Source organism: Aquimarina discodermiae (genome assembly GCF_040786235.1).
In the GTDB taxonomy this organism is placed as follows: domain Bacteria; phylum Bacteroidota; class Bacteroidia; order Flavobacteriales; family Flavobacteriaceae; genus Aquimarina.
Map to the genome: position 1 here is coordinate 21,389 of NZ_JBFMKP010000028.1, position 21,411 is coordinate 42,799.

A 21,411-nucleotide genomic window follows, 5' to 3' on the forward strand; every position below is an offset into this window, starting at 1 on the left:
AATTTATTATGAAAAGCTTTTTTAGGACGAGACGAGATTACAAATCCGAACTCTCGAATAATTTTTCAGCTCCTTTTATATCGGGTTTATTGCCTAATTTAAGAACACTCGTCTGAACTTCTAACCAATGCCCTTTATCATAACTATTCTGAAATGAAGCTCCATAGATTGAAGCAATAGGTGGATAAGAAGAAATTCCTTTTTCTTTTGCAATCATAGAAAACACAATTGCTAAATTTTCCTTGTTCAAAGCTAAAGATTGAAATTTTTCAGGTAAAACACTAATAGTACAAAATAATGTTAAGCATAAATTTGACAATTCTCTATAGTTAATATCATCTGGTAAAGATTCATTTAGATAAGAAAAGAAATCTTTTATACTATCCATAATTATTTTTTTATGCTAGAGCAGCTAATTCATGACTAACGTACCACAAAAATTCATACTGTTAATCCAAAAATACAACAAACCAATTTCAAAAAATGAAACTGGTTTGTTTTTTATTTCTCACTCATACCATCACTAGTCGCAGCTACCTTTCTAGTTGCAGCAAGAACTCTTTGCTTCATGTTATGCCACTATTTCCAGCTATAATTAATATACTAATTTTGAGTATTTTGTCATTTTTAATAACTCTCCTTTTTTTGGGTTTTTAATCTTTTTAATAATAAAGTATGACATGATCGAGATAAGTATTATACCCACTATTAAAACCCCAGTCGACCCTAGCAATTCTGCAATCGAAACAATTATCTTTTTTAACCAGGATCTTCTTCCCGAAATTCTTATCGATTCTCCTTTTTCTAATTCGGTTGCGGTATGGTATATCAGTCCAACAAAAAAAACGGAAACTCCCAAAACAGTAAGCTGAGATGCTATTTGTTTAAAAATAGGGTAATTTTTCAATTCAGTTTCTTTTAAGTGATTTTTTAAATACGATTTTATGTCTATATAAATATTTTCATCCATACGAAACTCTTTATCAGTAATTTTGTCATCCAAATAATTAAATTCAATAATATACTCTGAATCAATAAAAATAATTTCTTTTACATCTTCATATCTAATGCTCTCTATTTTACCTAAATTTTGGGTTGCTATCAGTTCATTGATATCTACATTTTTCTTTTGATCAGACAACCAAATAGACTTTTCTGTTGCAATAAAATATGTGTTTGTTACTTCTGATTCTGAAATTATCCAATTTTTCATTCTAAGTGTTTTTAATTCATAATGAGACAATGGTCTAAGTAGATGTCATACCCCGCTAAAATGTTACTGTTTTATTTTCCGTTAATCGACACAACCTGGGTATTTGGTCTACAGAGACATTACTTCGACCTAACCTATTCTGCAAAATGTCTTTATTCGTACTACTTTTATCACAGAGTTTTAAAACACATAGTAACCTATATGAAACATAAAGTAAGTACCAGGGGTACCTCTAAAAAGAAACATACAGCTACTATTCTAAACATAACATACTATTCGTTTTATTTTTTTATGATTTTGGTTGTTTTTAAAGTCGAAAATGTTGGCGGTAATTAAGTACGGGCGTTCCTCGACTTTAAACCTATAGTATACCTTAGAAACCCTATAACATCTAGAATCATTTCAAAACCTATCATTTAAAGGACAAACAACAGGGTATTTATCATCCCCAAAAAATAAATCCTAAGGTGTGATATCAAATAAGTTGTGCCTACTACCAAATAAAAAAACTCCAAAAGTTTGAGTAAACTTTTGGAGTCTGAGTTTGCGATTAAGAGTTACTTAATGCGTACAATATATAAATTATTTTTTATTTACATAATCCATTAGATCTACGTCGTTCCCTAATAATACTTCTGTAGGATTAATTCGACCGTTTAATGAATCATTTTCTAGTTTTAATACTCCGCGAGGACAAACAGCAGAACAAATCCCGCAACCCACACAGCTGGATCGTACTATATTTTCTCCTTTTTGTGCATAGGCACGTACATCAATTCCCATCTCGCAATAGGTAGAGCAGTTACCACATGAGATACATTGTCCCCCATTAGTAGTAATTCTAAATTTTGAAAATAATCGTTGCTGAAATCCTAAAATTGCTGCCATAGGGCATCCAAATCGACACCAGGCTCTACTACCCAAAATTGGATAAAAACCAGTACCAATCACACCAGAAAATATAGAACCTATATATAGACCATAGGCAGATCTAAGACTGGATGATTTGATCAAGAAAATTTCATTAGAGGTTCCAGAAAAATGCATTCCTATCAGTGCTGCAATCACAACAAAATATCCTATAGCTCCGTATTTGGCATCTTTACCCAGTTCTCTTCTTTTAAAAATCATGACTAACGCAAATACTAGCGTAAGAAAGACAGAGATCGCTATTAAAAATGTACTTCTGGTCAACCAATATTTATTGGGATCACTCCCCAGATAGGTATAGATCATGGCAATGGTCATTACTACAGAAAACACTAATACGGTATGGATCAACCATCGCTCTAATCGCCAAGCACTTACTTTTTTACTAGACAACTGTCTAAACGAATCTCCCGCAGTTTCTGCCAAGCCACCACAACCACAAACCCAAGAACAATACCATCTTTTTCCAAATTTATAGGTAAGAATGGGGGTAATGATAAATATAGAAGCAACACCAAAGATTAATAAGCCAATTCCTAAATTTTGTGATGATAAAAGCCCGTCGATAGACCAATTATCAAACAAATAATAGTTTAGAGGCCAAACACTTTTTAAATCATAATAAGGAAGGTTATAATCAGGACTAGTGTTTAATCTCGCCATAAATTCTGGGATTAAAAATGCAAATCCTAATTGAAAAAACATGACTGATACAGTTCGTATTTGCTGATAGCGGTTATGGCGATATTTTAAAATAAACTTATATCCAAAAGCTATTATGGCTACAGTATATAAGGTACCGTATACAAACCATTGGCTGGCAGGTCTACCGCTTAGCAAATTGCTTAAGGGGTCGAACAATGCAATCAAACCTGTATTTGCTTCTCCATTACCACTCAATCCTAATAATTCTGCTTTAAAATACAAGACAATATAGAATGCGGTTAGCCCCACTCCTGTAAGCCACCCTAAAGCACCTCGAGAAGAAATAGAGTTAAACCAGACTTTATCATTTTTGATTCCTTCTAATTTGGTTAGGTAGGCATCGTTTGCAAATAGGATCACTCCGGCTGCAATCAATACCAGAGATAATGTTAAGAAAACTCCCTGATTAGGAAATGCTGTATTAAATAGTGCCAGTCCCAGAATAAAAAGACCCAGAAAACCTACTGCTAATGCTATTTTTTGCTTTACCGAAACCCCATTGGCATTGGGATTTGCCAGTGACATACTATGATTTAATTTATTACTCATCTTTAATTATTGTTTTTTGCAGACCCTAAAAAGTCTGTATATTATTTATGCGTTTTGAAGTTGTGATTTTTTATAGGTAGCCAGAATCTCGGGCTCGTGTAGGGTATAAAATTCTGGGTCAAAATTGGCTTCTGCCAGATGCTCCATCACATAATCTACCGTCCTCTTTTCTGTTAGCCATCTATCAAAAACTTCATGTCGCATTCTAATTCCGAAGGTATTGATCCCCAAAAACTCGTTGGTGTCTTTGTGATACGACACCGTAATACATTTTGTATCGTCTTTATGTAACCAATGAAACTGCTGTTCGTACTCTTTTGGTTGTCCAAATACCCATCCATAGGTTTGATATTCGATATCTAAGAATTTGGCGCTATTAAACCAATGTCCTGGTTTATACTGGATTTTATTACCACAAATGGTTTGCGCAACGGTTTCACCCATCATACGCCCAGTATACCATACAGCTTCTATAGGGCGACGGTTGCCTATAGCCTCGTGTTGTTCTGCACAATCGCCAATAGCATATATATTAGGAATATTGGTTTCTAGATACCTGTTTACCTTTACTCCTCTTCCCAGTTCTATTCCAGAATCTTTTAAGAAATCAATATTTGGTGATACTCCTGGGGTCAATCCTACTACGTTACAATCTATTACTTCTCCCGTCTCTTGCACTACGACTCCTTTTACTTTACCATTTTCATCTGATAAAATTTCTTTTAAGTTCATCCCTAATCGCAGATCGATATGATGATTTAAAATATGTCTATTAATCATTGCACTTTCGCCAGCGGGTAATACTGCGTTCCAAAAACTTTTTTCGCGTACCAAAAATGTTACAGGAATATTTCTAGAATGTAACATCTCTGCCAATTCGATCCCGATCAAACCTCCACCTACAATCACTGCTCGTTTGCATACTGTATTATCTGGTGCATGTTCTTCTAAATTTTCTAAATCCTGCTTGTGATACATTCCCATCACACCATCAAGATCCTGCCCTGGCCATCCAAATTTATTGGGTTTAGAACCTACGGCTATAATTAATTTATCATAATCTAAAGTTTCTCCATCTGCAAAAACAAGTTGGTTTTCTTGATGATTTATGGTAGATACATATCCTTTTTTGAGTTCGATTCTATTTTTTTCCCAAAACCAATTTTCATAAGGTTGAGTATGCTCAAACTTCATATGCCCCATATATATATACATAAGTGCTGTGCGCGAAAAGAAATATTCTGTTTCGGCAGAGATTATTGTAATTCTCTTATCTGATAGTTTCCGGATATGCCTCGCGGCGGTAACTCCCGAAATTCCATTTCCTATAATTACTATATGTTCCATATTGATGATTGTTAGTTATATTATTTGTAGATGAAGTGAGAACTTCGGACAGTCAGTCGAATATAAATATAAGAACTTAAGGGGTGTGATTAATTTAGAATCAGTCTAAAAACAAGACAATTTGTAAGGTTTGTATTCTTTTTACGAGGAGATTTATCTCTTCACACGTTTTATATGAAAGGAAAAATTGTTAACTTAAAAAATAAATATTTTGAGTGTAAGCTGATGGATAGTGATTCGACTGAATGGTCGTTAAACAAGAATAAAATTTAAGAACCTGATCAATTCTATATTTTAAATAAAATAGTAATCACATGAAAAAAATAGCAATATTAGTAATCTTATTTTCTTTTCAAATAGGATTTTCGCAAAGCACATCAAGTTTTTTTACCAAAGCAGATCAATTTTTTAAGACTCACGTTTCGAACGGAAAAGTAAATTATAAAAACATCAAAAAAGATCCTTCATCACTTGATGAATTGATCAACATGGCTGCTGGCATTACAGTTTCTACCAGTGATCCTAAAACATATCAAGCCTTTTATATTAATGCATATAACCTGGCAGTAATCAAAGGAATCACGAAGGCATATCCAACAAAGTCTCCATTAGACATTAAAGGTTTTTTTGACAAAATCACTTATACTCTTGGTGGCAAAAAGACCACTTTAAATGATCTGGAAAATAAGTTACTTCGTAAAAATTTCCCTAAAGAAGCGCGTTTCCATTTTGCACTAGTATGTGCCGGATTAGGGTGCCCTCCTATTATTTCAGAAGCATACACCCCTGCTTCTTTAGAAAAGCAACTACAACGCCAGACAAGAATTGCATTAAACAACCCAAATTTTATTAAAGTAAAAGGGAAAAAAGTACAACTATCTCAAATATTCGAATGGTATAAGGTAGATTTTACACATAATGGATCAGAAATAGATTATATCAATCAATTTAGAAAAGAAAAAATCCCTGCAAAAACAAAAATCTCTTATTACCCATATAACTGGAGTTTAAATCACATAAAATAACATTCATACTAAACAAAGTATCAAAAACTAAACAAAAAAAAGACATGAAATTAACCAAAAATATTTTTACCTCACTACTTTTATTAACTAGTGTAATTGGATTTGCACAAGAAGAGGAACAAGAAGCATCTAATATACAAACCTATACACCTTCTAAATTATTAAAGAAAGGACAATGGGATGTTAAGTTTTTTAATAGTATTTATACCCAAACAGAGCAAACTGACTCTGGGTCTAAGTCTCAAAAAATAGATAGGCAAACTTTTTTTACAAATACTACCGAAGTGTATACGGGAGTAAGTAATAGTTCACGAGTTAATGTTGGATTAATTCTACAAGCTCGTGCCAATACGGATGGAGGTGCCGGAGCTTTGGAAGTATTGAATTTTGAAAATAATACGACAGATGCCAGAAGTGGTTTGACCACTATAGCTCCATCGATTCGAGTACAGCCTTTTAAAAACGTTGGTAATTTTTCGTTTACCAGTTCTTTTTACATTCCAGTTTTTAAAGACGAGCCTAACGCTCCCTATTTAGATAAGAGAAGTTATTTCTGGGAAACTCGATTTTTCTATGACAAAACCTTTGGAGGTAATAAATGGCAAATTTTTACCGAAGCAGATTTTGGATTTAATTTTGGAGAAAAAGCAACCGATGCAGATCCGCAATCGGCAAATATAGGAGAGCGTTTTGCTAACAACAGTTTGTTTTTACCACTAAGTGCATTTTTAAGTTATTTTCCATCTTCTAAATCAACAATTTTTGTAAACACACAACAAGCGTTTTTAATTGATCTAGGAAATGATTTTTCTCAAAATTATACGCAAGTAGGTTTTGGAGGGAAATATCAGTTAACAGATGTTTTAAATCTAGAAGCATCCTTTGGTAAGTTTGTAAGAGGAAGTAATTTTCAGGGATTAGGACAAACCTTTAGTCTAGGAATTCGAGCTTTGTTTTAAGATCAAAGAACCAAATAAAATTGTACTTTCGGCAGTATGAAAAATGATGGAAAAAAATTGCTATGAAACAACCATAACGACCGGGTTCTATTTGGATCCCGATAAATATTGGCAATTCCATCTGCTATTTGAAAACAATAAAATTGTAAGACAGATGAAAAAATTTTTTGTACTGCTGTTTAGTATTTTTTTGACCAGTTGCACTGGTCAACCCTCAAAAATAAATGGAGTTAGTTTTGTGGGATCTCCTAAGGCGATTACTGCCAATGAAGTGACACCTGTAGTAAATGTTAATGCCAATTGGGCTGCTGTAATGCCTTTTGGTTTTATAAAAAACCTTAGCTCACCCAATATCACTTTTGATATCGAAGAACAGTGGTGGGGAGAACGAAGAGAAGGTGCCAAAAAAACAATCGAATTACTAAATCAACAAAAGATTAAAGTAATGCTAAAACCCCAAATATGGGTTTGGAGAGGTGAGTTTACTGGTACTATTAAAATGACATCTCAAAAAAACTGGGAACTTTTTGAACAGTCGTATGAAGATTATATTCTTTTATACGCCAAACTCGCTCAAGAAATGAACGTTCCTATTTTATGTATTGGTACCGAGTTACATACTTTTGTACAAAAACGACCCGAATTTTGGAATCGTTTAATACAAAAGATTAAAGCCGAATATAAAGGAAAACTAACTTATGCAGAAAACTGGGATCAATACCACAATGTTCCTTTTTGGAATCAACTAGATTATATTGGTATCGATGCCTATTTTCCTGTTTCAACTAGTAAAAGTCCTACTATTGAAGAGATGAAGTTAGGTTGGCAACAACATAAAACCAACATCCAGACATTACAATCAAAAATGGATAAGCCAGTACTATTTACCGAATATGGCTATCGAAGTGTATTTTTTACCGGCAAAGAACCGTGGGACTCTAACAGAGTCACTGGAAATGTAGATCTGGAGTCCCAAAACAATGCACTAACAGCTCTTTATCAAGAGTTTTGGAGCGAGCCCTGGTTTGCAGGTGGATTTTTATGGAAATGGTATCATAATCATACCGAAGTTGGAGGTAACAATAATAATCGATTTACTGTGCAAAACAAACCTGCCGAAAAATTAATACAATCCTTTTATAAAGATGATTAGACCAGGATATTTCATAGTAATACTACAATTTATTTTGTTTGCCTGTGATAAAGATGATACAGTACAGGTAGATGATTCGCTATCCTCATTAGTTGCGGTTAATGAGATTGTGATGGATAATGTAATTGCATGTGCTTCTGGTTCTAATACAGACTCCAATACAAATACTATTATAACCTATGCCTATCCTCGACCGGGAGCCACAGATCTAAGGTACTATGAAACCAATAGTGTATCAGACGATAAAAACGACTATACCAAATATAAAAGGATAACTATCACACCTCAAGATGTTTTTAATGGGTATTTAAAAAAGTTTATTAGGGTTACCGCTCAAGAAAAATGGGTAATTATTACTTTTTTTGAAAACAACAAATTACACCTTTCTAACCCTATCAAACTAAAACACAAAACGAAACCCACAGAATTTAGCACCGATATTACTATTACACAGGATACGCCCCTAATGCCTATTTTTGCTTGGGATGATGGTACCATTGCCGAAAATAAGATCTATTTTCAGGTGGTGGCAGATACTGATAACAATTTACTTTCGGGAACCTATACCTTCGAAAAACAATTTCAATATTATAAACTGGATAATGTAGTACTAAACGTTACTACCAGCACACCCCCTCAATTAAACTCAAACGATTCTTATGCTATTACTCTTATGGGAGTGAGCGAAGACAATTGGGTAAACTTGTTTATTGAAAAAAAATTCATATTAAACTAACTATGAAAAATTTAACCTTAATAGCTTCTATATTTTTATGCAGTATAATATATGCGCAGGAGCCTGTCATTACTGATATTGTTATAGAGGGAAATAAGAAAACAAAAACGGCTGCACTATCCAAACTTATCTCTACTCAAAAAGGTGAGGTATTGGATTCTATCCAGATCGAAAAAGATGTGAAGCTTCTAAAAAGACTTCCTTCTATTGCCAATGTATCTTATCAGGTTCAGGAAAAGGGAACCGGATATGAAGTGGCCTATAACATAGAAGAGAATTTTACGATCATTCCTTCTGCCAATATATATACCACCAATGATGATGAATTTGCTTTTAGACTAGGATTGTATGAGTTTAATGCCTTAGGACGCAATATTATCTTAGGAGCTATATTTCAGCAAGACATTTACAACTCTTACATTTTTAATTTAAGAGCTCCTTTTTTATTTAGTAAGAAGCTGGGAGTTTCTCTTACCTATAGTAATTTTACTACCCAAGAACCTGTATTTCTGGATAATGGAACAGCAGATTATAAATACAATAATACCTCTTATGAAGTATTAGGGCTGTATCAGTTCAATTCACAAAACAGAATAGAACTTGGAGCTAATTATTTTAATGAAGACTACACGTATAAAAGAGGTGCTACTGCTCCCGGTGTTCCTCAAGATTTTGATGTAAATAAGTTGCTTTACAAACTAATTTATCAATACGATAATCTTGACTATGACTATCAGTATGTTTCTGGTTTTAAAAGTGCTTTAAATTTTCAGTATGTAATAAGTACCGAAGATGTTTTACCCGATTTCCTTATAGGGTGGAATGACTTTTTATACTACAAAAGAGTAGGTCGTAAAGGAAACTGGGCATCAAGACTTCGCCTTGGGTTAGCCACCAATGCCGATACTCCTTTTGCTCCTTTTGCCGTCGATAATAATCTTAATATACGGGGTGTGGGTAACATTATTGATAGAGGAACGGGAGTGATTGTCCTTAATACAGAATACAGGCACACCTTGGTAGAAAAAGACTGGTTTGTACTACAAAGCAATATCTTTGTAGATGGTGGTAGCTGGCGTAATCCGGGAGGAGAGTTTAGTGATTTCGGAGATTCTCAAAACTTTAGAATATACCCAGGGGTTGGTCTTAGAATTATGCATAAACGTATTTTTAATGCTATTTTTAGAATAGACTATGGGCACGGAGTAACAGAAGATGCTACACAAGGATTTGTTTTGGGGATTGGACAGTATTTTTAAGCTATTGCTTTTTCTATAGCACAACATAATATTACCTATTTATTATTATATAAATAAACATAGGTATCCGAATAGATCAAGACAAAGAAACACTAGAATAATCTATATATTCGAAATGATAATCTTTTTTTGATTTAACATTTTAATAGCCGTTCTTTATTTTATGAAAATAATGAATGCATCTATTCTTTACGTACTATGTTTATTATCTTTTTCTACAACCGTCTTTTCGCAAAATAAAAAGATAGATAGCTTAAAACATGAATTAAAAACTTATACAAAGAAAGATACTGTTCGCGTAAAAATTCTTAATCATTTAGCTTATTATAACTATCGAAATGATCCACCTCGAGCATTAGCATATGCAGAACAAGCAGGAAAGCTTGCTGATGAAATACAGTCTGTAAAGGGAAAGGCTCGTAGTTTTTATATGAAGGGGATTGTGTATATGGAGCAAGCTAATTTTAAAGTTGCTATTAGCCATTATGAAGAAGCAATACAGCTATATACCTCTATAAATGATATAAAAAGTATAGCCGGTTGTAAAAATGCCTTGGGAGTTTTATACAACTATAAAGGAAACGTTACACTTGCTTTAAAATATTATAAAGAAGCATTGGCCATAGATGAGAAATTAGGGGTGAAAAAGAATATGCCTAGTTACCTTTATAATATAGGTGATATTTATTCGGATATAGGGAAATATGAAGAGGCTTTAGTTAATTTTAAAAAAGCACTCGCTATCTATACCAAGAATAATGATGAGCATGGAGTACTTAGTTGTTTCAATGCGATAGCTATCGTATATATTGAGCAAGGTAATTTTCCAAAGTCTTTAGAGTATCATAATAAATCATTGGATGTTGCTGAAAAAGCTAAGGACTCTATTGGTATTTTTCAGTCGTTAAGTAATATTGGCAATGTATATAGACAACAGGAACGCTATGATAAAGCATTAAATTTCTATAACAAAGCGCTAACTATTCATCAAGCGAATTACAATACCAGAAATATTATAGCTATAAAAAATAATATTGGAGCAATACACCTTGATAAAGGGGAGTTTAATAACGCCATCCCTTATCTTAAGGAAACTATTACTATTAGTAAAAATATTGGTGATAATGAATATTTAGCTATTAGTCATAATGGTCTTGGCTTTGCATATATAGGAATTAAAGAATATGCTAAAGCTTTGGTTAATTTTCAAGAAGCAAATAGAATTACCAAAACTACTCAAAAACAATATGATTTATTAGAGTCTTATGTGGGCATGGCAAATGCGTATTATAATCTAAGCAAATACAACCTGGCACTAATTAATGCAGAAAAAGCGGCAGATCTGGCAAAACGATATAAATTTTTAAAACATCAAAAAGATGCCTATAATTTACTGTCTAAAATAAATAATAAACTAGGAGAACATGAAAAAGCATTCATAAGTCACCAACAATTCAAAATAGCAAACGACAGCCTTTTTAATAAAAAAAATGTAGAAAAGATTACCCAGTTAGAATATGAATACAAATACAAAAACGAGTTAGCATCTGCCGAAAAAAGAGAATTAAAGTTAACTAAGACTGTAAAAACAACCTCTCAAAGCCTTGAGAAATCACAGCGAAACCTATTACTTGGTGTCATTGCTTTTTTAATGACAACGTTAGTTTTAGGAGCAATAATTTTTTTCTTAAAATTAAGGAATATAAAATCCAAAACTCAAAATATAGTGATAGAACAAAAGCTATTACGTTCACAAATGACACCTCATTTTATTTTCAATTCATTGTCTGTTTTACAAGGCATGATATTAAATAAAGAAGGAAAAAAATCAGTGTCGTATGTGTCTAAATTTTCAAAACTACTTCGCATTATTTTAGAAAACTCAAGAGATAAAACAGTGCTACTATCCCAAGAATTAGTCGCTATAGAAAACTATTTGGCACTTCAAAATTTAGAAAACGAGTCGTATACTTATACCGTTGCAATAGCAGATAGCGTAGATACATCACTGTTCAAAATCTCCCCTATGCTTATCCAACCTTTTGTTGAGAATGCTATAGAGCATGCATTTGTTAACCAAAAAGAACATAGAATCATTGAAGTAAAGCTTGACTATATACAAAATGAATTAATTTGTACTATTACTGATAATGGCATTGGAATTAATTCTCAAAAAGAGAAGAAAACAAACAACAAAACGTCATTATCTACCACTATAACCTCTGAACGTTTAAAAATGCTTTCTAAAGATTTTAAAATGACAGGATCGGTTACTATAGAAGATAGACAAAAATATAACGAGCAAGGAACCATTGTTACATTGATAATTCCTTATAAAATTCAGAAAATGTAATGAAACAAGCCAGAATAAGGTTTTGGATACAAATCAAAAATAATTATTTGGCGAGTTCCATACTCATGCTGAGCCAGGCCGAAGTATGACATCTAAAAACAATCGTATAAACACATGAAAGCATTAATTGTTGAAGACAAGGCATATATTAGAAAAGGATTACTTAATCTACTCGAACTTATTGAAACCGATGTGCAAGTAATCGGCGAGTGTGAATCTGTAAAAGAAGCTACTGTAGTTGCTAACGCTTGTAAACCCGAATTGGTCTTTTTGGACATTAACCTTACTGATGGTACCGGGTTTGATTTTTTAGAGCAAACAGAAAACTTAGACTTTAGAGTGATTTTTATTACTGCTTATGAAGAACATGCTTTGCAAGCTTTAAAAATTGGTGCAATAGATTATCTTTTAAAACCCGTAGATATAAATGAACTACAAATAGCATTACAGAAAGTTTCTGACATACCCATACCAGAACAAAAACAACAAATATCAACTGTAAAAAAGGTATGGAATAATGACGACGCAACATTAATATTATCACTTCAAGATAGTTTTCAGGTGGTGGATCTAAACGAATTACTATTTTGTGAATCTGACAAAGGCTATACTACTTTTTATTGTAGTAATAATAAAAAATACCTGGTATCGAAAACTTTAAAAGAATTCGAAGAGCGTCTTTCTAAAGCCAATTTTACGCGTCCACACCAGTCGTTTATGGTCAACTTAAAATTTATAGACAAATATGATAAAGCTGGTGTTATTCATTTAAAAAACGGAAAAAAAATACCCGTATCTTCTAGAAAAAAGGATCATTTCTTAAACACCTTTTTAGATTGGAATAATAGGTAAATTACTTCCTTCTGCAAATATTTTATAAAGTATCGCACTTATTTATTTGAAAGCCTCGGAAATAGATCCTCTATTTTCTAAACCACTCTTGTACAGTAATTTTGGTTGTGTAAAAATAAAAACACGCTAAAATGAAAATATTAAAATGTACAATTATCGCAGTAATACTAGTAGTATCACTAATCTCTTGTGGAAATGGAGTTAGTAGTCAACCCGCAACAAAAAAAGGGTTTACCTCTATAGAAAAAGAGCTCAAAAACAAATTTGGTGTCGATGCTTATTATACCAATTTACATATAAGCTATGACAATACTGTTGGCAACCTTATTGGTGTAACCGTTACCGAAGCTCCTGAATCCTTAAAAATGGGACAGTGGAATTTAATGCGAGGAAGCTGGAAACAAAACTCAGAAATATCTTTAGAAGTTCCAGAAGGTAGCAAAGCAGCAGACTTTATGTTTCAGCTAAACGATCAAATTAATTTATCAAAATTAGGTGAATTAGTTGAAACGTCGAGCGAGCAATTAAAAGCAGAAAAGAATATCGAAAACCCTGCTCTTAGTATGGCATATATAAATTTTCCTGAAAATGGCGATATATCAAAAACTGAATATGATGTAGTGTTACAACCAGAAAATGGTGGTACCAAATTTACTTTTCGTTACAAGTTAAACGGGGATTTTATAGAAATGGATTATTAAAAACGTACAACTCAAAATAAATCAAAAAAAGATGAAAGAAATTTTCAAATTTACAAAGCTATTACTGTTAACAATGCTATTTATAAATTATGGTTGTGGTAACGATGACGAAGCAATAACACCTATAACCGATAATGAAATAATAACTCTACAGGATTTAGAAGTAACTTTAAATGAAAACCCGACTAGTGATCAAGTTATTGGTACCGTACAAAGTGATAGTAATACTTCACTAACTTTTAGTATAACTACACAAACACCAACGGGGGCGTTAAGTATTAATACGAGTACAGGACAACTAACGGTTGCAGATGCAACATTGTTTGATTTTGAAACCAACCCGGTGATTACGGCCACTATTACCGCAGATGAAGCTCAAAACACTGCTAGTGTAATAATTAACCTAAATAATATAAATGAGTTGGCTATTCAAGGTTTAACTGCAAATATCGATGAAAACCCAACCAATGGAGATACTATAGGTACAGTACAAGCAACAGGAGATGGAGTCTTAAGTTTTAGCATAACATCGCAAACACCTGGTGGTGCCATAAGTATAAATCCAAATACTGGAGAGCTAACGGTTATGGATGCCACATTGTTCGATTATGAAACGAATCCAATTATTTCTGCAACTATTTCGGTAAGTAATTCGGTAGGAAACGAAAATAGTAGCGCTACAATAAACCTTAATGATATTGATAATATCAAGGAGCTTTTATCAACGTCTCAAGCAGATTACAATGTTGCCAGTTCTGGAGATTGGGTTATTATTACCGAGGCAGAATACAACAATATAGCAAATAATTTAGCAGCTATTTCAAGATCAGCAACAACAGAAACAGAATATGGAAGTACTACTTCTTCAGTTATAAATAGTAACAACAATTCTATTACGGTTGCTAATAGTACTACAAATCTGGTACCTGCTAATAGTTATTTAATTGCTTTTAAGTACAAGATATGGAATTCTGCAAACGTCACTGGCGTAAAGTTAAAATTATCCAGTAGTGCTAATAATAGTGGTTTTATGGATTTTGGGAATCCATTACCAACACATTCAGGAAATAATGAAGATGTCTTTTTTGTATTAAAGAATAACAATACCTCTATTAATGCTGAGAGTTATTTAGGTTTTTTTCAATCTAATTCCAGTATATTCCTTTATGATGATGCTACTACGAGCGGAGCATATTGGGGGATACCAGATACATCAAATCTAAACGCTGCGCCATATAGTAACAGAAATGTTTTCTATCAAGGCCTTAGTACGACTCAGGTACAGTGGTAAAATTATAAGTAAAACCTGGATTGCATTTAGAAAAATGTAAATTAGAAAAAGCGTCGGTTCGAGTAATTTTTCATAATGAAATGGAGAAAAATTGTATCGAGAACAGCTTTTTGGATACAACATCCTATTCTCGATACACTTCTTCCTTAGGTCGAAGTACTCGAATGGACGAATTTTGAACCAAAATAAATTAAATGCACTACGGGTATAATAAGGTTTAACCTTCAAAAGAAACACACTACTTTTCTTTTTCCTAAAAAGTGGTGTGTTCATCATAACAAAATGACATAAGAAATATGGAAAAAATAATTACCATCAAAAAAGAATACAATTCCTTAGATAAGGTATACAATGCTTTAAAAACAGTTTCCTCTTATAATTGTACAAAAGAATATGATAAATGGGAAGTAAGAACAGATACAAATGGGCAAATGGCACAATGTATTGTGTTTAAAAAAAGCGCAATACATGCTGTTAAAATCTACTTTATTGGGGAAAACAAAGTAAAAATAAATTATATCATTCCTAATTCACTTATGAATGCGTATTTTGGTAAAAGTGTTAAAGTACGAAGAGATATCATTGAAATACTGGCAGGAAAAATAAAGGAAATAGTATTAGCTCCCGCCCAGAAAAAGGCTTTTCAGGAACTAGAGATGGTAGTTGATGAAATAGTGGTATAACTCAAAATAACATGAACAGGCGTATGTATAGCGAATTAAAAAGTTCAATATTTGTATCTTATAAATAAAACTTAATGAAAACCTTAAAACAAATTTTAACGTACCTGATTTGGACAGCAATAGCATTATTGTTGGGTATAGGATACATGCGAATTCTTTTAGGGGCCAATGATGCGCCCAAAGAAGGCTTATGGTATTTGTTTCATATTTTTTACAATTATGGTTTAATTCATCTAGGGTTAAGAATTGGTGGTATCATTGCAATTTTATTTATTATTTTAGATACTTTTTACCTTAAAAAAAAACTAATAAATAATAAAATTAAATCGACTTTAACTCGATTGCTATCGCTTTTGGTGATTACAATCCTAGTAGGAGGAATACATTATATTTTAGAGAAGGTGATTGATATCATCTAGAAAAATAAAAATGTAGAAAATGACAAAACAGCAGTTGTATAAGACCTTATTAGAGTTTAGTAAACAAGGTAATTGCTTTACACAAGAGGTGAGAACCATATTACTTCATTATAAAAACTCTGGAGGAACTCAGGATACCGTAGTTTCGATATTAAAGAGCATTAAGAAAGAAAACCTTAACAATCAAACCATACAAGACGGAGCCGATGATATCTTAGATATAGCTACAGGATATTGCGGTCTGGACATGCTGGTTTGGAAGTAAATATAAGTGAAAGATTTTATATTAAATGAATGTAATTGTAAACACCGCTAAACAAATTTTATCCTACTCTATTTGGGGCATTATAGCCGCTTTATTGAGTTTAGTTTTTATGAAATTTGTTTTAGAAAAAGAAAATAGTGGGTTTATTGAAGAGTTAAGAACACTACATATTACAATTGCTATAGCTAGTGTTACCATACCACTTTATATTATTCTAGATATTTCTTACTTGAAAAAGAAATTAAACAGCAGTCTACAAGCAATAAGTATTCGTTTTATCTGGCTATTAATCATTACAATTACTGTGGGAGCAAATTATCAAGTATTAGATAGGTTTTTGAGTTAATTTTAAAAGTATAAAAAATGAAGTTACAAGCCTTGCGAATATCATCTGGTTGGAAAGTGAATTGGAACTTGTTTTACGAACAAAACATTAATGAAGAAAACCGCTTGTACGAGTTTTCCAGTTCGACTTTATTATCTATTTCTAATACCCAAATTAATAGAAATATAGAATTGATTTGGCACCCTCAAGGAGATCTGAATGGGAGCTATATACTAGACGTTTTTAACCTTATAGAAAAGTACAATTCAAAGAAAAAAGTAATAGAAAAGATTCCAGAAAACTCAGCATCAGAAATCACTTTTAAAAGTAAAAACAGACAAGAAATAGTTGACAAAATAGAAACCTTAATACTGGAACTAATACCCTATAAGAAATAATTAAATGCGAAACACTCAACAAAAATGAAAAACCTATACGTTTTAATCTTACTTGCATGTATCTCTTGTACCAAAAACACAAAAGTAAAGAAAGATACTGTAAAGGATATTGCAGTAGATAGTCTTAAAAAAGAGGTAGAACCTATTAAAGTAAAAAATACAACTGTAGAAGATATTTCTGGTGTATATGAACTGATCAATGGCAAGACATATATGATTGGTTCAGAAAATTTTGAGATTTATAAGGCAGCTATTGCTATAGAAAGACTTTCAGAAACCGATTTTGGGTTCTACTCGGCTTATAAAAGAAAAGATATTACGCCAATAGGTGATTTTGGTATTTTAAGAAATTTTAAAAATAACTTTTATAAACTGGACATCTGTGATGAAGAAGATATTGAAGGGTATACTAAAGATAATTTTACAAGCGGATTGTACCTACACAACAAGGTAATCATTCACAAAAAAGGAGATTCATTAGGAATTGTTCAATATGGCGGTAATTTCAGGAATTATATGCTCTACAAGAAAAAGAAACATGAACTCAATTTTTTTGTATCACTAGTTAAAACAATCAAAAACGCGAAACTAGATTATCAAAAGTATCTAAAGAAGTATGAAAAAGCAAAAAACTATGATACTAATAAACTAGAAATAGAACACAATTTACATGATGATGTTTGGAAAACAAAACATCATCACAAGGAAGATTATGCTAGTTTCTATAATACACACTCCTATCAAAATCCGAATCAAGAGGGAAAGTTTATAAAGGAAGATGCCGTTTTTAAAGGTCAATTTAAAAATTCAGGTTTCAACAACATAATCAATAAAATTAAAGTCAAATCAATTCCTTTAGTTGATACTACAAATTTTGATGATTTTATTGAAGAAGAGGATTATAAAAAAGTAGACGAAAAAGGGTTAAAACTAGAAAGAGTATATCCTGATTTTTATAAAGAAGGCCATAACTATAGGGCAATAGCTGCTTATAGATTAGAATTCTCTAAAAAATTCTATACCGTCGTGGTAACAGTTCTAAAAGGAGAGAACGAAATGGAGTCCACTTTAATCAACTATGATTTTGATGGAAACATAATTGATGCTAAAGTTATTTCTTATGATGAAATAGCCGAAGGAGCTTTTCAAAGAAAATCAAAAATTGAAAAAGAGAAAATCACGATAACATACATAGAATGGATGGATGAAAAGAAAGAAACAATTGAAGTTTTCGAAATAAAAACAGACGGTAAAATAGAGCCAGTTTCGCAAGGAGAAACCCTTATCGATACTGTAATACAACAATTAGGGTTAAATAAACTAAAAATTAAAGAAGAATTTATCGTTTCTAAAGTGCAACCTCATAATCCTAATGAAACCATTGTAGTGATTCCCGAAATTGAGGGAGATGATGACAAACATCATTTTGAACTTAATAGTCATATCGTAATAGTAAATAGTACTACTGGAAAAATAACCCATAAGTACTATGAAAGTGCAGATACAAATGGTTGGGATTCTGATGCAATTGAGCTATCAGAAATAGCAATTGATACAGCTCCCTATATGGTTAGCGAAGATGCGAGAGCATTTGGTATTCGAGTATATCATTATGGTAGATCTAAGCCCAATCCATATAGTAACAAAACCATTTCTTTGTTTGTAAAATCAGGCAATACTTTAAAAAAAGTGTTACGTCATTATGATGTAATGGATTATGGAGGTGAATGGGATACCCATTGCGCTGGAGAATCAATAAGTGTAAAAAACACACTCATTATGTCTAAAGAAAAGACCAATACATATTTTGATATTATAGTAAAAAGCAAGATTACCAAAAGTAAAACTTTTGTAGATGAAAAGGGTGAATGTGATGAAGAAAATAAAATTACTTCAAAAACAACGGTATTAAAGTTTAATGGCAAAGAGTATTTAAAAAATGAAAAATAAAGTTTTCTTTTTTGGTATATGGTGTCTGTTTTTAACTCTATCTGGGTACGCTCAAAACGAGAGTTTAAAATCACAGTTACGGCTATTACAAATACCATCAGATTATAGTTTCCCTTTAGATAGTACCGGTTTTTCAGCAATTAAAAATGCCAAGTTTTATACCAAAAATGGTGACATAGGTATTTTTGACATCAATGGTAAAAACATACATATAGTAGATCTTAATAGGGACGGTATAAAAGATATTATTTATCAAGATGATCGACATTATCAAGCAATAATAGTATTCCTAAAAAAGGGTAATGATTTTGTTGAGATTTGGAACGGATCAGGAGTATTAGTTGACATAACATATGGAGAAAAAAATACCATTCATGTTTTAACCAGTGCTATTGGTTGTTTTGATATGATACTGTTGTCAGAACTAAGTATTAAAAAAGATAACTCCATTATTGAAAATACAGTAACGCTACATTCAGACACAAAAATCAGTACAATTAACACGGTTTTCGAGCAGAAAATAATTTCAGGAATCCTAAGATCACAACCAATTATAGATGATACCAAGAAAAAAGATTCTTGTACTGAAGACATGAAAGAAGGAAATCAACTACAAAAGATCAAAAGCAAAGAAGTAACGGTTATTCAAAACAAAAATGGTTGGTTGCAAGTAGTTTTAAAAGAGAAGGATAATAGCATAATAGGCTGGATAAAAGCTTAAAATGAAAAAAGAGATATATACATCATTAATTTTAATATTTCTCATAGCATTAGGTGTTCATTTTTATAATTCATAAAAAGAATTAGCAACCTATCATAGCCCAGATAACAACTATGAATTAGTTATAAAAAGAGAAAAAAGTTTTTTGTCGATAACAATGCCTGGAGATGGAGGTGCCGGGAACATCTCCATAGAAGTTATTTTAAAAGATGCTAAGGGTAAAATAATTGGAAAAAGTAGCGATAGCCATTTATAATGATAGCATTGAGGTAATTTGGGATTTGAAAAATACACAAGTATGGTATGGTCGAGGTAAGACCATTAACACAAAAACAGGTAAAGTAGATTGTTAAAAAACAAAACATATGAAACTAAGCGAATCATTTAGCGGAGCCTTACGAACCTTTGCTTATTTTATGGCTAGTGGTACACATTACCAACTAAAAGGTATTGATTATTTAAAACTGTATGGAGAAGAACCTAGTGCCATAGAACAAGTCTTTGCCATATTTGCCAATGTGATTGAGTTAGATAAAAACGGAGAAGTGCTCAATGCAAAATATGCCGAAAAAAGAGCCGTAGATTACCTTCGCTCCTATTGTGATCCAGAGTTTAACGTAGAGCCTCCTTATGAAGATTGGGAAACAGAATTGTATTAACCCTTTGAAACACATATAAAAATCGTTGAAAATGACTTTCAAAAAAGTTTAAACTAGTTCTTAATTAAAAAAAGAGTATATGATACAGAAAATACAATTACATGCTATAAAGTACCTTAATAAAAGAACGACTTTCGTTTTTATCTTATGCAGTATGTGCTATCTATCATCTCATGCTCAAAAAATGAAGAAACTCTTAAACAAAGAATTGATAGCAAAAGTAGGAACGGTTTATGAAGAAACTCCAGATGACAATCCTTGTGCGGGTAGCCAAATCTATTTGGCATTCTTGTTTGATAAAAAACAAGTACAAGTATCAGAAATAGAAGTATCATCGTGTGATAAAGAAACTTTACACATCATAGGAACCTATACCTGGAAATTGTTATGCACCAAAGAAGTTAAGATAGATTTTGATCCTGTTACGACAGAAGGCACGTATGCAGAAAATATAGCCTTAAAAATACAAGACAAACAGCTTATAGGAACTAGTACTCATTTAAACGGACAGGTTATCGAGTATATATTTAAAGAGAAGAAGTAGCAATGAAAGATCAAAAGTTAAAAGACAACTTAAGGTTCGAAGATGCTACAGAAGGTGTCATTTTCAATCACTATTCTTTCTGTGAAATCATAAAACATATTATGGTTCAATATGGGCATATTACGTATCAAGAGGCAGACAAAAAACTAAAGAAACATTTTCTATACGAAGAGCCAAAGTCCCTAGATGATATCTATTATATAACACGCGAGTTAGAATTTCATTGGGCGATGCTCATTGCCCATGGTCATATGTATTGGCTAAAAGGAATCCCAAGTGATTTTAATGAATTTAAAGAAGAATATCTCACTTGGCAAGCCGAAATTAGAAAAAAACACAAATTAAAAGAACCATATACCTACTACGATATATAA

At 32.2% G+C, this 21,411-nt stretch carries 24 protein-coding genes; 20 read left to right on the forward strand and 4 right to left on the reverse strand.

The features are described from left to right. Nucleotides 1–37 precede the first annotated feature (37 nt). The 4 genes from ABW636_RS17260 to ABW636_RS17275 form a co-directional block, all read right to left on the reverse strand. Nucleotides 38–388, reverse strand: coding sequence for a hypothetical protein (locus ABW636_RS17260; RefSeq protein WP_367591317.1), 351 nt, complete (start codon nucleotides 386–388; stop codon nucleotides 38–40). Nucleotides 389–595: 207 nt separating this feature from the next. Further along, nucleotides 596–1,213 (reverse strand): hypothetical protein, encoded by a 618-nt coding sequence (locus tag ABW636_RS17265; RefSeq protein ID WP_367591318.1) that lies wholly within the window; start codon nucleotides 1,211–1,213, stop codon nucleotides 596–598. Nucleotides 1,214–1,795: 582 nt separating this feature from the next. Next, on the reverse strand, nucleotides 1,796–3,397 hold the full coding sequence (locus ABW636_RS17270) for a 4Fe-4S binding protein (RefSeq protein ID WP_367591319.1): 1,602 nt from the start codon (nucleotides 3,395–3,397) through the stop codon (nucleotides 1,796–1,798). Between the two features lie 45 nt (nucleotides 3,398–3,442). Beyond that, nucleotides 3,443–4,744 carry an NAD(P)/FAD-dependent oxidoreductase gene (locus ABW636_RS17275; RefSeq protein ID WP_367591320.1) on the reverse strand — a complete coding sequence of 434 codons (1,302 nt, stop codon included), beginning with the start codon at nucleotides 4,742–4,744 and terminating at the stop codon, nucleotides 3,443–3,445. A gap of 314 nt (nucleotides 4,745–5,058) precedes the next feature. On the opposite strand from ABW636_RS17275, the gene ABW636_RS17280 reads away from it, so the two are divergent. The 20 genes from ABW636_RS17280 to ABW636_RS17375 all read left to right on the forward strand — a co-directional run bounded on the left by ABW636_RS17280 (nucleotide 5,059) and on the right by ABW636_RS17375 (nucleotide 21,411). Then, the gene (locus ABW636_RS17280; protein WP_367591321.1) at nucleotides 5,059–5,769 is read left to right on the forward strand and encodes a DUF547 domain-containing protein; all 711 of its coding nucleotides are present in this window, start codon (nucleotides 5,059–5,061) and stop codon (nucleotides 5,767–5,769) included. A 44-nt stretch (nucleotides 5,770–5,813) separates the two neighbouring features. After that, a complete protein-coding gene (locus ABW636_RS17285) occupies nucleotides 5,814–6,728 on the forward strand; it encodes a hypothetical protein (RefSeq protein ID WP_367591322.1) in 915 nt (304 codons plus the stop codon). A gap of 154 nt (nucleotides 6,729–6,882) precedes the next feature. Further along, the gene (locus ABW636_RS17290) at nucleotides 6,883–7,881 is read left to right on the forward strand and encodes a glycoside hydrolase family 113 (protein WP_367591323.1); all 999 of its coding nucleotides are present in this window, start codon (nucleotides 6,883–6,885) and stop codon (nucleotides 7,879–7,881) included. Beyond that, nucleotides 7,874–8,617: a hypothetical protein gene (locus tag ABW636_RS17295; RefSeq protein ID WP_367591324.1), complete on the forward strand. Its 744-nt coding sequence runs from the start codon at nucleotides 7,874–7,876 to the stop codon at nucleotides 8,615–8,617. Before ABW636_RS17290 ends, ABW636_RS17295 begins: the two co-directional genes overlap by 8 nt. 2 nt (nucleotides 8,618–8,619) lie before the next feature. Continuing rightward, entirely contained in the window at nucleotides 8,620–9,876 is a 1,257-nt protein-coding gene (locus tag ABW636_RS17300) for a POTRA domain-containing protein (RefSeq protein ID WP_367591325.1), read from the forward strand. Between the two features lie 172 nt (nucleotides 9,877–10,048). Next, nucleotides 10,049–12,229: a tetratricopeptide repeat-containing sensor histidine kinase gene (locus ABW636_RS17305; protein WP_367591326.1), complete on the forward strand. Its 2,181-nt coding sequence runs from the start codon at nucleotides 10,049–10,051 to the stop codon at nucleotides 12,227–12,229. A 114-nt stretch (nucleotides 12,230–12,343) separates the two neighbouring features. After that, complete coding sequence (locus tag ABW636_RS17310; protein WP_367591327.1) at nucleotides 12,344–13,081, forward strand: LytR/AlgR family response regulator transcription factor; 738 nt, start codon at nucleotides 12,344–12,346, stop codon at nucleotides 13,079–13,081. Nucleotides 13,082–13,212: 131 nt separating this feature from the next. Then, on the forward strand, nucleotides 13,213–13,782 hold the full coding sequence (locus tag ABW636_RS17315; RefSeq protein ID WP_367591328.1) for a hypothetical protein: 570 nt from the start codon (nucleotides 13,213–13,215) through the stop codon (nucleotides 13,780–13,782). 31 nt (nucleotides 13,783–13,813) lie between these two features. Then, a complete protein-coding gene (locus tag ABW636_RS17320) occupies nucleotides 13,814–15,073 on the forward strand; it encodes a cadherin repeat domain-containing protein (protein ID WP_367591329.1) in 1,260 nt (419 codons plus the stop codon). Nucleotides 15,074–15,369: 296 nt separating this feature from the next. Then, the gene (locus tag ABW636_RS17325; protein ID WP_367591330.1) at nucleotides 15,370–15,756 is read left to right on the forward strand and encodes a hypothetical protein; all 387 of its coding nucleotides are present in this window, start codon (nucleotides 15,370–15,372) and stop codon (nucleotides 15,754–15,756) included. Nucleotides 15,757–15,830: 74 nt separating this feature from the next. Further along, nucleotides 15,831–16,175 carry a hypothetical protein gene (locus ABW636_RS17330; protein ID WP_367591331.1) on the forward strand — a complete coding sequence of 115 codons (345 nt, stop codon included), beginning with the start codon at nucleotides 15,831–15,833 and terminating at the stop codon, nucleotides 16,173–16,175. A gap of 19 nt (nucleotides 16,176–16,194) precedes the next feature. Further along, nucleotides 16,195–16,440, forward strand: coding sequence for a hypothetical protein (locus ABW636_RS17335; protein ID WP_367591332.1), 246 nt, complete (start codon nucleotides 16,195–16,197; stop codon nucleotides 16,438–16,440). 25 nt (nucleotides 16,441–16,465) lie between these two features. Continuing rightward, nucleotides 16,466–16,786 carry a hypothetical protein gene (locus ABW636_RS17340; protein ID WP_367591333.1) on the forward strand — a complete coding sequence of 107 codons (321 nt, stop codon included), beginning with the start codon at nucleotides 16,466–16,468 and terminating at the stop codon, nucleotides 16,784–16,786. A gap of 17 nt (nucleotides 16,787–16,803) precedes the next feature. Beyond that, a complete protein-coding gene (locus ABW636_RS17345; protein WP_367591334.1) occupies nucleotides 16,804–17,163 on the forward strand; it encodes a hypothetical protein in 360 nt (119 codons plus the stop codon). Nucleotides 17,164–17,187: 24 nt separating this feature from the next. Then, nucleotides 17,188–19,113, forward strand: a complete 1,926-nt coding sequence (locus ABW636_RS17350) for a PA3715 family protein (protein ID WP_367591335.1) — start codon at nucleotides 17,188–17,190, stop codon at nucleotides 19,111–19,113. Further along, nucleotides 19,103–19,834, forward strand: coding sequence for a hypothetical protein (locus ABW636_RS17355; RefSeq protein ID WP_367591336.1), 732 nt, complete (start codon nucleotides 19,103–19,105; stop codon nucleotides 19,832–19,834). Before ABW636_RS17350 ends, ABW636_RS17355 begins: the two co-directional genes overlap by 11 nt. Before the next feature lie 227 nt (nucleotides 19,835–20,061). Continuing rightward, nucleotides 20,062–20,187 carry a hypothetical protein gene (locus ABW636_RS17360; RefSeq protein WP_367591337.1) on the forward strand — a complete coding sequence of 42 codons (126 nt, stop codon included), beginning with the start codon at nucleotides 20,062–20,064 and terminating at the stop codon, nucleotides 20,185–20,187. Between the two features lie 12 nt (nucleotides 20,188–20,199). Next, nucleotides 20,200–20,493, forward strand: coding sequence for a DUF7677 family protein (locus ABW636_RS17365; protein WP_367591338.1), 294 nt, complete (start codon nucleotides 20,200–20,202; stop codon nucleotides 20,491–20,493). 79 nt (nucleotides 20,494–20,572) lie between these two features. Continuing rightward, complete coding sequence (locus tag ABW636_RS17370; RefSeq protein ID WP_367591339.1) at nucleotides 20,573–21,037, forward strand: hypothetical protein; 465 nt, start codon at nucleotides 20,573–20,575, stop codon at nucleotides 21,035–21,037. 2 nt (nucleotides 21,038–21,039) lie between these two features. Next, on the forward strand, nucleotides 21,040–21,411 hold the full coding sequence (locus ABW636_RS17375) for a hypothetical protein (RefSeq protein ID WP_367591340.1): 372 nt from the start codon (nucleotides 21,040–21,042) through the stop codon (nucleotides 21,409–21,411).